The sequence below is a fragment of the Halocatena pleomorpha genome, from assembly GCF_003862495.1.
Classification (GTDB): Archaea; Halobacteriota; Halobacteria; order Halobacteriales; family Haloarculaceae; genus Halocatena; species Halocatena pleomorpha.
Genome location: NZ_RRCH01000002.1, coordinates 98,819 through 111,288, shown reverse-complemented (window position 1 = coordinate 111,288; position 12,470 = coordinate 98,819). Strand labels below are relative to the sequence as shown.

The following is a 12,470-nucleotide window of genomic DNA, read 5'->3' as shown; positions in this document are numbered from 1 at the left end:
CTCCGAGAGGGGGCAGTAGCCTCCTTTTTGATATTCTTCGACATCATGAAAAAACGTGTAGTCCCGATGGCGAACACGGCCAATGGTACACCTTGAATGGGATCTGTTACCCAGCGTTCGAGTCCGATATCGTTCCTGCTGACTTCGAGGCGTTCAACCGGGAACAGCTTCTAACAGATATTCTAGCTGATGTCGGCGCAACTGAGCGATCCGGTGACCGAACGCATCGTGTGGACAACGCGCTTGTCCGGCTTCCATTGCAGTTCCCACATCGAGATATTCCGTACGAGCAGGTGCACGAGGAACTACTTGAGGGTGCTTCACTCGACGAGATACTCACGGGATTCGGGATCTCGACGTTACAGTACGATGAGTATACAAGAGGGGACGCAGACAGCCCGTTCGAAACCGAAACAATCGAGGATAGACCGTTCGTTTCCTCGCACGACCACAAGCGCAGCCTCACGGCTGACGACTTCGAGCGAACGCTCGTTCTGAAAGCGAGCGTTGACGCATACCGACTCTCGTGGATCCGCAATCAGCTATTTCCTGAGACAGACATCAGAGTCGTTCACCTCACGCGGAACCCAGCAGCGTCGATTAATGGGCTCTATGATGGATGGCGTCTAAACAGAGGATTCCAGACGTACGACGTGGGGGCCCTCAATCTCGAAGGTTACGATGGCTCACTGTGGAGCTACGACCTTCCGCCGAACTGGTTTAACGAAGGAAAACTCATTGATATCTGTCTGGCACAGTGGACCCAGGCTCACCGCCACATCCTTACTGACCGCGACGTGTTCGAAGATGTCCGTAGAATTCGGTTTGAGGATGTCATCACCGAGACCGACTCTACGATCGAGGAGATCATCGAGTTTGCCGGTCTCGGCGAGTCAGTGCTGCTTTCCGAGAACGTTGAGAATCCCAATAAGGTGATGACGACGAAGGAACCGAAACCTGCTCGCTGGCGAAACAGAGAGGATCTCATCAGAAGTGCACTTGAACGAGCCGATGAGACGTATAACGGAGTCGTTGCGGAACTGGGATACACGGAGGAGTCAGAATGGATCTGAGCGAAGCGACAGTCCACCGCGATAAAACACACTCCCATCGTGAGGTTCCTAAAGCTAGTAATTCTCATGGAGCGCTCGAAACTGTGTCCCTCTGTACGATTTCTGAATCTCTCGGAGTTGCTCCTGACGAATACCAATGTCTCGACCGCAGACATCGAGCGTTCAACGAGGAAAGTAGTGCGTATCGTGAACTCCGTAAGAACCATGGCGTCAAGACCGTTCTCAGGGAATCGCAGCACTCGAACGTGGCGTACAGTGCGAATGTGTGTTTCGAGTACGCTGACAACCCCAGACGGTCGTGCGACGGTCCGTCACACCCACATCGAGAACACCAAGACTCTAGAAGCGTGCGACGCCGGAAAACAAGCTATAAATTTCACAATTATAACAGATGAGACAACTCTCATGCCAAACGATACAACGAACGCAGAGTCAAAACTTGCTGGACAGTACGACAGCGAAACGACCAATGTCGATGCAATCGGCGCGAGAGCGGATGGACCCGCCTCGCTCACAAGGAGGGTAAGCTGATGGTGGGAGAAACCACGTGGCTCTTCGGGCTGCCATGTTCCGGAAAGACGACCCTCGCTGAAGGATTAGTTGGTCCGAAGACGATTCACTTGGACGGGGATTTTCTCCGTGATACGCTCAACACCGACCTCGGATTCTTAAAAGCGGACCGTACCGAGAATCTCAGACGTGCTGCTGGGATGGCTGAAGTGTTGAACAAACAAGGGTTCGATGTCGTCGCCTCGTTCATTACACCATACGAATCGCAACGAGAGATGATTCGTGAGAAGGTCAGCGATGTTGCGTTCGTCCACGTCAAGGCACCGATTGATGTGTGTGAGGAGCGCGATGTGAAAGGCATGTATGAACAAGCTCGGAAAGGAAAGATAAAGAACTTTACCGGTATTGATGCGCCCTTCGAGGTGCCCGAGCAAGAAGAAGATGTGCTCGAAGTACAGACTGCGACGCACTCAAAGAAGGAAAATCTCAAAGAAATTAATATGGAGTTAAATCGTAAACCCGAACCGAGTCACGTGTTCCTCGGTCGGTGGCAGCCATTCCATGATGGTCATCGTACTATCATCGATTCCGTTGCCGACAACAGAAAGGGGGTCGTCATTGCTATCCGCGACACCGAGCTCAGCGAGAAAAACCCGTTCACTGCTCAGGAACGAAAGGAACTTATTAAAAACGTATACAGCAGTTATCAGAATGTCAAAGTGATGATCGTTCCAGACATCGATACGGTCGCTATTGGGCGTAGGGTAGGATACTCGGTTGTCTCGGTTCCTGAGAAGATAGCGGAAATAAGTGGAACGAAGATACGACAAGAGTATGAAGAGTATGAACTCCTTGCTGGGGCGCACTTATCCGATTAGATAAATTTTATCTTGTGTCAAACGTGTCACGCTCGTTTCTCGGACTCAATGGTCTGCATTCCGCTGTTTGAAGAGAAACACAGTTAAATTGGGCACCCAGACCGCCATTACTCGATGAAGACTGAGCGGTCGGTTAATTATACGGACCAAAACCTGATCGGGAAATGGTTTCACACCTTCACAATGCACATCGACCGCTTCCATATTCATGGGTGGGAAGTGGACTGAGCGTTCGCCAGTAGCTTGCGCTGTTCGTTCACTACATAAGCACGTGTTAGACAGGGTGTTGCTCGCCAGTGGATCACGGGGAACGGTGCGATCAGGATACACCCGTGTCGATCGGTGCACTCACTGACCTGACGCATTCGACGACCAATTTCAGCACGCCCGCTATCAAGCATACGTATCCAAACACGTCAGGACAAACTACCGGGGGCACCAGACTTCGAAGACTCCGAGCGCATGCTGCAACGTTCCCGAGACGCCGCTCCACGAAGGACCCGCAACTCCACCGGGAGAGAGATACAGACAGCTCGCCCGTTGAGTAGCAGTGATGAGTCTGTTTGGCGGTCCCAAAAAACGGACGGCGATAGACCGCAAACTACCGGCGGATCGCCTGAAACGAGAGTACGATTCAATCACTCAAGCTGCACGCGTTCGCCTTTAAAGCCGAAGCTAGCGATGATCCGGTTTTTGATGGATTCACGAGAACGACACCGAGATGCTCGTCAAGACGGTCGTTTGGAAATCGAATCAGAGCAACCGACAGAGAGTACGAGCCACTGAAGGGTAACGTAACCGCCGTTCGGCAGCCGACGCCCGAATCGCACAGTACAGAGTCCGAGCTCAAAGACACACCGTTTGTTGGCAGTGGAATGGTTGTTTCCTTTGATGGGTCGGGAAGACGCCTCGGAGAGCACACGACGAAGCGAAGTCGATCATTCTCTCCATACACGAATAGCAACCATCCTCGTCTTCGTATACGTATAAGGATATATCTAAAAAACATACAAAATACCACTATTCGTCCACAGATTTATATCTAATAGAAACTCTTATGAATACATATTGTATTGACTGGTATGCGATGGTGAGGAATCCAGAGGACGTTATTGAGACGTGGATGCAGAACGTATCCAGACGGACATTCATGAAAACAACGGGCGTGGCGGCGACTGCCGCTGCACTGGGAAGCGGTTCCTCCGGCGCCACGGCGTACGACGGAGTTGATATCGAATCGAAGTTGGAAGAGCTCACAGTTCGACAAAAAGCCGCTCAGATGACCCAAGTGGCGATCAGTTCATTCGATCCACAGGCCAGCGTTCCGGAACGGTTCGGGGTTGAGACGCTTGGAGAGTATTTTTCTAAGCTCGAGCTTGGTTCGATCCTCTCGGGCGGGTCAAAGCCACCGAGCTTCGACGCCAAAGAGGTCGTTCAGGGAATCAACGCACTACAAGAGTACAATCTCAACCACTCGAGTAGTTCCATCCCGTTCCTATGGGGGGTGGATGCTGTTCACGGAAACGGGCTGCTTGCAGACGCAACCGTGTTTCCACAACGCATTAACATGGGTTCGACGCGGGATGTCGACTTGCTCGAAGATGCAGCACGGCACACAGCGGATTCGACAGCAGCAATGGGTGCACACTGGACGTTCGCACCGACGAACGAACTCCAGCGCGACCCACGATGGGGGCGCTTTTTCGAGGGCATCACAGAGGACCCGATGTTGTTGGGAGCGATTACGAGGGCACGAGTCCGCGGACTCGAGAGCAACGACCGGTTGTGTTCGACGGATAAGCATTTTGCTGGCTACTCCATCCCCGAAAGCGGCAATGATCGAGGGCACGCCCAAACGTCGATGCGAGACCTCCGAACGAATTTGCTGCCGCCACATCGAATGGCGCTCGAAGAAGAGCCAAAAACGGTGATGGTCAACAGTGGTGCGATAAACGGCAAGCCCGCACACGTCTCCTCGTGGTTGCTTACGGAGGTGCTGCGCGAGCAGTACGACTTTGAAGGGGTCGTGATCTCGGATTACAATGATTTCAACCGACTGATCGTCAATCACGACTACACCGACAGTTTGCGCCAGGGGATCAAGGAAGGGATCAACGCCGGGGTAGATATGTACATGATCGGGAACGGCGACGCCTCGAACGGGCCAGTGACGTTCATCGAGACTGTTGCCGACCTCGTGGAGAAGGGTGAAATTTCCACAGAGCGCATCGACGAGGCCGTCAGGAGGATTCTCGAGCTCAAAGCAGAGCTTGGTCTGTTCCAGACACCAACTGTCGAGGAATCACGGATCTCGGACGTGCTTGGGGGAGCCAAAGAGCAGTCCGAACAGCTCGCCAAAGAGTCGATGGTGCTGCTGAAAAACGAGAACGATGCGCTCCCGCTGTCGGGCAGCAACCGCGTGCTGTTGACGGGACCAGGAATCAATCCGAACACGGGGTTGCGCAATCGGTTCATGATGCAACACGGTGGCTGGACGCTGGGATGGCAGGGCGTTCAGGGTGGATATCCAACCGAAGGTGGTCCGCGCCCGCGTCAGAACACCATCCTCGAAACGATGAACGAGGCGTTTGGTTCGGTTGCGCACGTTCCGACGAGCTTCGTGACCGCGCCGTTTCAAAACGCCGAGCCACACACCGACGACGTCTCTCCAAACGGTAACTTCGGATTTACAGACCAACAAGAGTCGAAGGTCAAAAGCGAGGCGGCTCGTGCTGATGCTGTCGTCGTCGTACTCGGGGAGGGACCACACAACGAGGGCTTTGGGGACCGCGACACGTTCGAACTCGCCCCGCCACAGCGGTCTCTCGTCGAGGCAGTCACCAAGCAAGCACCGGACACCCCGGTCGTCGGTGTCATCCTCGCTGGCAGCCCTCAGGGAACTGCACAAACGTTCGACATGCTGGATGCGGTGCTGTTCGCCGGTCAACCCGGAAGCGACACTGGGCGTGCCGTCACTGATACGCTACTCGGGAAATACAACCCATCGGGGAAGCTCGCGTTCAACTGGCCCGCTAGTGTCGGAAAAGTCCCGAATCATTACAACCAGTACCCGCCACTCGACGATCAAGGTCCGCTGTACGAGTTCGGCCACGGGCTGTCGTACACTACGTTCGAGTACTCGAACGCATCGGTCTCGCCGAAGTCGGTTTTGAATCCCACGGACACGCCGACGGTCACTGTCAGCGTCGATGTCGCAAACACCGGCGAGATGGCGGGAGACCACATCGTCGAGGTGTACAACACCCAGTCGTATGGCTCCGTGCTTCAACCAAAGCGGCGACTGATAGGGTTCAAGCGGGTGTCTCTCGACGCTGGCACATCAACGACCGTCGAAATCGAGGCGAATCTCGCGGCGATCGAAGTCGTCCCAGGAGATGTGCCCGGAACAAAACAGAAGGTCGTCGAAGCAGGTGCATACGAACTCTCGGTCGGTGACTCGATAACAACGACTCTCACAATCGAAAACACAGGGAGCGTCACTAAACCTCGAGACAGAGGCAGCCACGAAGATTGAGATCGACCAGCACTGCGCCCGGCAGTCGGAGTCGCTGGTGTGACAACCGTTCTATGAGGAACGTCGGTTTTTATATCTACTGGTCGACAACATTGTTCGACGCGGGCTTTTTCCTGAGTAGCTGCAGATGGTCGTGCTTTCACAGTTCCGGTGGACTCTGCGAGCGTTGGTCTTCGATCACCACTCTGTGTGTCGGTTGCTACGACGAACGTTCCGAAAACCTGCTCAGCGTCCGATTTGTGAACACGATAGAGCGACACCTCGACGATGTGAAAGCAGAAATCGCAACCGAGATGCCGTACGAGATCCCCCTGTCTGAGGTGCCCCACGAAGAACTCGAGATTATCAGTTACACACGGGCCCAAAGACCGTTGCCCGGCGTGGGGGTCTGATTTGGACGCCGGCAGGAACGTTCTGGAAACGAATCACCGACCGGCCAGCACAGAGGTTTTCCCACGCACATAAAAGCAATAGAATTGTGGCGGGTCCTGCAAACTTCGAGAGATAGCACGTCCGAACTGGACCAAATATCGTATCTGCAACCATAGTTCTCAACAATGACAGACGGTACACGGATCTACATTCCGAGGACGACCGTCCAGACGTGCAGGCGGATGACGGCCACCAGCTCGTGAAAAGCTGTCTACAACCGGCTCGTCGTCTTCGTACAGTCGCTCAAGCGCGGCTTGTTCGGTGTGACTCAGTGGTGTCCGCTGGGTCCGCATACAGACATGAACGGTCCCAATCACCGAGACTGTCCCAGCAAAGCCGATTTTCTTAAGTACACTTCGACGACTTGGGAGTCCATCACTTCCCACTATGAATAAATAAGTTGGATAGAATTATAAAATACTTTAATTTTTTGTTATAAAATGATAGAATAGATATGAGAAATAAAACTAGCGGCGTTTTAGAGCCAATATGGATGGTTCTCCGGTCAGGAGGAGTGTTCCGAGGCACCCAGAATTGCAGGTCGACAGTACACTCACATCAGATACTATCAAATAACGGCCTCACACCCGAGATCGGATGGGTATAGACGGTCCCTTGTGGGGTCAAGCTGGGATTGAGGGATCATACATACCATTGACCAAATCCCTATCCGCCTGATAACTGCCGGAATTGCGTGAATGTACAGAAACATACAATCAAGGGTGACGAAGCCGGTGAAAAGGACGAATCATCACGGCCAGCGGTGGCACCGAGGCTTTAACCCGACAAGGGTCCGTCTGTAACGACTCGTCTCGAACTGTCGATGGGACAAACACACCCATTTCTTTTTTCTAGAACCTCTTGAAAATATACTTGGGATGTAACCCAGTCCGACTCTCTCCAAGCGTTCGGAGGGGTCGGTCACAGTGGTGCTCTTTCCGATATCCTGGACCGATAGCTTTAATGGTAGTTATCGCAACCCTAAGCTGAATGATTGTGTAACCTATATATATATATATATATGGTGTGGCTCAGGCCGCTATTGATCGAACTGTGAGAGAGCGGGAGTCGCCCCGGGATGGTGTGGCTCCCTCGTCACTGTCCCCGTAGACGCGACGCATCGTGGCCGGTGAGGCGTCAGTCTCCGACGTTCCCGCACGACAACGCCAACGCATCGCCCGCGAAGTGAAAGTCTACGCCAATCGGTTCCCAGACGTTGGGCGCGACGGTGGAACGGCTTATCGGCGCTCTCAAGCAAGCAGAGGTGAGCGTCGATGGGCGCTGAGCCGATCACCACCTCCAGCGTTGTGAGTACGTGTCGCCGAGGGACGTGCCCGCGGTGCCAGCACTCGTTCGAGGTGGCCCTCGAACCCGATGGCCTTGGAGCGGTCTGTCCAGGCTGTCTCAATGTGCTTGAGGATAGCAATCCAGCGGCTAGGGAGGTGGATACGGATGCACAATGTCGATCTCTACCCGACTACGCAGGCAGCAGCCCGTGAGTTGCTGCTCGGTCTGGGGTTCGGTGCGCTCGCGCTGGCGACTCAGGGGCATGACTCGCCAGCGTTCGATGTGCTTGTGCTCGGTGGGTTCGGACTCATTGCGAGTGTGCTGGGACTCAGCTGTGGATGGATCCAGCCCCTGCCCGGAGATGCGCGATGATGGCCGCCTGTCGAATCTATGAGTGTTCTAAAGGATGGTCGGTGTGATACGAGATCGTGATGCCCCTAGCTCGTGTTCAAGCGCCTCAGCTCACGTTGTGATCAAATATCTAGAAACAATCACATGGACACTAGGGGGATCACCATTGTAGTCAGAAAACCTGTGTGATATGATATTAGTCTCGTTACTCATGATCCTGTCTCTCTGGTTTCTCTCAGAAGAAGCCGGTGTGCTGTGGTTGGGGGTAATCTGAGTCGGTCATATTCGGTTGGGAGCGGGATACAGACACCTTGCATACATGTATTGTGTATTTCCAGACAGCTGTAGTCTGGATAACCAACGGTTCATACTATCAATTATGCATGATGGACATAAATCGTATGACACTATAGCAAATCCTGCACCTGAAGATCGGATTTTGCTGAGGTTTGTGCGTGGATAGATATTATCATAACAACATCTTCTTTTGGAAGAAATGAAGCACACAGCGACCCTGTCATCAGTAATATGATATATTATTTCTATTCTATTACACTAAAATTTTCTAGAGAAGAGGCTGATGTTGCTGCTCCCTGGGCACCCACAACGCAGGTAGCCGGCTAGCCGACAGGAACAATAATGCGATCGAGAAACATCTCCTACGTCCGGGAGCAGTTCAGTGAACAGACCAAGAGCACGCTTGACGCCGCTGCAAAGAGCATCGCTCTCAAGGACCACGACCACGACGTTGTCCCTAACGCACTGGTTCCCCTCGACCTGAATGAAGACGAAGCCGACGAGGATGCAGACGACTCAGAGTATAGACAGCGTTGACGCCGCAGTCAACCATAACGTTCCGTTCGCCATTGCTGGCGAACGCCACCACACCGGTGAGTTCCTATACGTGTCAGCGACTGACAAGAACGCTGAGGGCAACTTCGCCGTATTCGTGACCAACCATAATCACGTCGCTTCCGGCGAGATCACGCACGTTACTACCAGCTACAGTCGCCGCTGGGACATCGGACATCGGTACAAATCGGTGACAGCGTTTCTCCCCAAGGCGTCCTCGAAAAACTACTGTGTTCGGTCGTTCAGATTTGTGTTTGCAGCCCTGCTGTACAATCTCTGGCGACACACTGACGAACGAAATCGCGGTTTTTTGACCAGTGGGCATCATCGGGGCCCTATTTTCACGCCGAGTTCCTAGGAGAATGTGACGTACAACGAAGGTCTCGGGGGGCGTTCACTCGGCGAAACGTCGTCGCGATCCCGAGTTCGGCGAGTCCCCTTCGACACTCATGTATTTTACTCTGGAAGGACGTCTCGGAGCGTCCAGTAAGCCTCCTTCGGTCGCCGGTACTCGTCGACAATCCCCTTGTTATTCTGCGTCCGCGGGCGGTGCATCGCCTTCCGTCGTGGTACGCGAATGTCACAGTACTGCCAGACGGTGAATCCGGAGACGAATTCGGACTCCCGGAACGTTTCGACGGCGTTCTGGAGGTACTCTCGCTGGAACGGCTCGCTCCATTTCTGGGCTTCAACCGTCCGTTCGCCGGGGACCGCACCCGCGCCGAATTCCGAGACAATCGCTGGCGTCTCGCCGTACTGGTTTCGGACGTCCTCGAGGAACTCCGGCCACGTCTTCCCATCGAAGTACCAGTCCCAGTAGGCGTTGATGCCGATGAAGTCCACGAGGTCGACGCACTCGTCGGTGTAGCCCTCGAAGTCGCGGTTGGAGGCGTAGGTGACAAGTCGTGAGTCGTCAAGTTCGCGCGTCCGATCGACGAGCCGTTCGGTCGGTTCGCGCAATCCCTCTTCTTGGGTCGCACACTCGTTGTGGATACTCCAGGCAAACACCGACGGGTGATGGCGGTGCTCGGTGACCATCTCTTCGAGCATGTCGAGCCCGCGGTCGAGAACCGGGTCGCGTGCGAACCGCTCGGCATCGAACTGCCAGTAGGGGATTTCCTCGATGACGAAGATTCCCTCCTCGTCGCACAGGTCGAGAAAGCGAGGGTGGTTCGGGTAGTGGCTGGCCCGCACGGTGTCGAAGCCCGCCCGCTGGATCAGGTCAAGGTCGTGGGTCATCAGACGGAGCGGCTGGGCGTGTCCCCACTCGGGGTGGTCTTCGTGTCTGTTGACCCCTGCCAACTCGACAGGCGAGCCGTTCAGCAGGATGTCGGTACCGTCGACCGACAGCGTTCGGAACCCGATGCGGTCGCGGTACTCGTCGTCACCGACGGTGACGGTCGCGGTGTACAGCCGCGGTTCCTCCCGAGACCACTGTTCGACGCCACCGAATTCGACCGAGAGAGCGACCGAGCGATCGACTATCGGCTCGCTGGCCACGAGTTCGACCACGTCCGTCGTCTCGGTGCCGTCGATCGTGAGTGTGACTTCGCGTTCGGCGTCATCGCCGAGATTTCTGAGCGCGACCTCGGCGTCGACCGTCGCGCAGTCGCCGTCGAGTTTGTAGGAGAGGTTCAGGTCGTCGACGAATACGTCCGGGAGCTCCTCGACGAACACCTCACGGGTAATGCCACCGTAGGAGAGCCAGTCCGCGCCGGGCCGTGGGAGGCTGATTTCGTCACGCTCGTTGTCGACGCGGACGACTAGTTCGTGTTCGCCTGCGGCGAGACCCTGACAGACTGCCTCGAACTGTGTGTGCCCTCCGTAGTGGCCGACGAGGTGTTCGCCGTCGAGATAGACGCTCGCATCGTGGGCGACCGCAAGGAACGTTAGGCGGACGTTGCGCCGCTTGAGGAGTTCGAACGTCGTCCGGTACCACGCCGGTCCCTCGTAATCGACGTAGTCCGGCCGGGCGTTCCACCCGCATGGCACGGTCATTCGCTCGTCGGTAGCCGGGAAGGACTCCCAGTATTCCTCTTCTCGTCCCTCATCCTCCGGATCGGTGACGAACTGCCACCGGCCGTCGAGATACTGCCGTCGTCGGGAGGGCGTCGGCTCGAATGTTCGGTGCATGTGTCTCCGGTAGAGAAACTGAGCACTTGAGTGTGCTGACATCGCCCATGGTCCGGCTAGCGTACTCCAGTGCGGTGACGCGCCTCTTCCCGGCGTACGTCCGGATGTAGACAGTCAGGAGACACTTCTCAGACATCAGTCTGGCACACCGACCGGAGGCTGGACGAGTTGATAAACCCTGTCTGTGGCCCGCTCCAGAAATACGTCGGCCACCGACCCATACCGCCGGTCAAGGTCGTCTGGTACCTGTCCGAAGGCCATCGTGTCGATTATCTAATTAAAACATTTCGGGATGGCATCGAAATCAAGACACCCAAGGTTCGATTGAAGCGTGGGTACAACCCACGGAGATCCCCAGTGGCTGTTCGCAACCCGCCGTCGACAGACCCAACGAGTACTTCACCGTGACGCCCGGATCGACCCGCTGTTCGACCCGCAAGACGACGCACGTGTGGCGGCGAGCGTCACGTTCGAACCGGGTGCTCCCACCGTGTGGCACACCCACCCGCTCGGCCAGCTGCTGGTCGTGACAAGTGGTTGTGGCCTCGCGCAACGTGAGGGCGGAAAGATAGAGCAGATTCGGCGGGCGACGTTGTCTGGTTCCCGCCGGACGAGAAACACTGGCACGGCGCGACGCCAGACAACGCGATGACCCACATCGCCATCCAACAAGAGCAGATGATCGGTGAACGGGCGCGCTCGACGACGGTCGAGGTCACGCCCCGAGACGTCGAGACGTGAAGCCGTTGTGAGACAGTCTGGTCCTCAATGGCGGACCGGTGGGATACTTGAACACGCTATCCTGAAAGGGTCACGTTCAATTTGATCCCTGACCCAGACCTGACAAGATGCCGGCACCGACCGAGGTCGTCGACGATGTCTACGACATCACGACCAGAGAGGAACCGAGAGACAAACGATATCGCGTCTTCTTCTCGACGAAGGCGACGCCCACGCTGGTGGACACGGGATTGCAGGACACGACGGAGGCAGTGCTTGATGGGATCGTCGACGTCGGTGTGGAACCGGAGCGAGTCATCATCACTCACGACCACGGCGACCACGTCGGCGGGTTCGACGCGGTGGTCGAGCGCTACGATCCGGAGACGTGGGTTCCGGAAAAGACCTCACTGGAGACCGACCACACCCCAGATCACCTGTACGGCGACCAGATCGGCCGGTTCACTGCGGTACACGTGCCCGGTCACACTAAGCATAATCACGCCCTGATTGACGAAGACGCCGGAGTCGCGATTATGGGCGACACCGTCTTCGGAGCTGACCACCGTGGACTGCCGACCGGCTACTTCCATCATCTGCCCGCCGTCTACTCGGACGACCCGAGAGCCGCCGCATTCTGATAGGCAGCAGTGACGAGACGCTCACTTATTGCGAGAATGGTTCGTTTTGCACTATCCG

At 55.5% G+C, this 12,470-nt stretch carries 10 protein-coding genes and 1 pseudogene; 10 read left to right on the top strand and 1 reads right to left on the bottom strand.

Features of this window, described 5'->3' with window-relative positions; all coding sequences use genetic code 11:
* Positions 1 to 92 precede the first annotated feature (92 nt).
* From EIK79_RS00765 to EIK79_RS00735, 8 genes and pseudogenes are all read left to right on the top strand, one after another.
* On the top strand, positions 93 to 1,073 hold the full coding sequence (locus tag EIK79_RS00765; protein ID WP_368276499.1) for a hypothetical protein: 981 nt from the start codon (positions 93 to 95) through the stop codon (positions 1,071 to 1,073).
* 405 nt (positions 1,074 to 1,478) lie between these two features.
* Entirely contained in the window at positions 1,479 to 1,604 is a 126-nt protein-coding gene (locus EIK79_RS18885; protein WP_267900508.1) for a hypothetical protein, read from the top strand.
* Positions 1,604 to 2,461: an adenylyl-sulfate kinase gene (gene cysC, locus EIK79_RS00760; RefSeq protein ID WP_185715462.1), complete on the top strand. Its 858-nt coding sequence runs from the start codon at positions 1,604 to 1,606 to the stop codon at positions 2,459 to 2,461. The genes EIK79_RS18885 and cysC overlap by 1 nt, the downstream gene beginning before the upstream one ends.
* 132 nt (positions 2,462 to 2,593) lie before the next feature.
* A pseudogene (locus EIK79_RS19355) lies at positions 2,594 to 2,700 on the top strand (IS6 family transposase); the annotation flags it as partial.
* Positions 2,701 to 3,548: 848 nt separating this feature from the next.
* A complete protein-coding gene (locus tag EIK79_RS00750; RefSeq protein WP_124953233.1) occupies positions 3,549 to 5,996 on the top strand; it encodes a glycoside hydrolase family 3 protein in 2,448 nt (815 codons plus the stop codon).
* 1,884 nt (positions 5,997 to 7,880) lie between these two features.
* A complete protein-coding gene (locus tag EIK79_RS00745; RefSeq protein ID WP_124953232.1) occupies positions 7,881 to 8,087 on the top strand; it encodes a hypothetical protein in 207 nt (68 codons plus the stop codon).
* 618 nt (positions 8,088 to 8,705) lie between these two features.
* Positions 8,706 to 8,900: a hypothetical protein gene (locus tag EIK79_RS00740; protein ID WP_124953231.1), complete on the top strand. Its 195-nt coding sequence runs from the start codon at positions 8,706 to 8,708 to the stop codon at positions 8,898 to 8,900.
* Positions 8,869 to 9,276 (top strand): hypothetical protein, encoded by a 408-nt coding sequence (locus EIK79_RS00735; protein ID WP_185715460.1) that lies wholly within the window; start codon positions 8,869 to 8,871, stop codon positions 9,274 to 9,276. Before EIK79_RS00740 ends, EIK79_RS00735 begins: the two co-directional genes overlap by 32 nt.
* A gap of 98 nt (positions 9,277 to 9,374) precedes the next feature.
* Here EIK79_RS00735 and EIK79_RS00730 read toward each other — a convergent pair whose 3' ends face one another.
* A complete protein-coding gene (locus EIK79_RS00730; protein WP_124953230.1) occupies positions 9,375 to 11,051 on the bottom strand; it encodes a glycoside hydrolase family 2 protein in 1,677 nt (558 codons plus the stop codon).
* Positions 11,052 to 11,382: 331 nt separating this feature from the next.
* On the opposite strand from EIK79_RS00730, the gene EIK79_RS00725 reads away from it, so the two are divergent.
* Complete coding sequence (locus EIK79_RS00725) at positions 11,383 to 11,703, top strand: cupin domain-containing protein (RefSeq protein WP_233737828.1); 321 nt, start codon at positions 11,383 to 11,385, stop codon at positions 11,701 to 11,703.
* Between the two features lie 196 nt (positions 11,704 to 11,899).
* Complete coding sequence (locus EIK79_RS00720) at positions 11,900 to 12,412, top strand: MBL fold metallo-hydrolase (protein ID WP_124953229.1); 513 nt, start codon at positions 11,900 to 11,902, stop codon at positions 12,410 to 12,412.
* Positions 12,413 to 12,470: the final 58 nt, after the last annotated feature.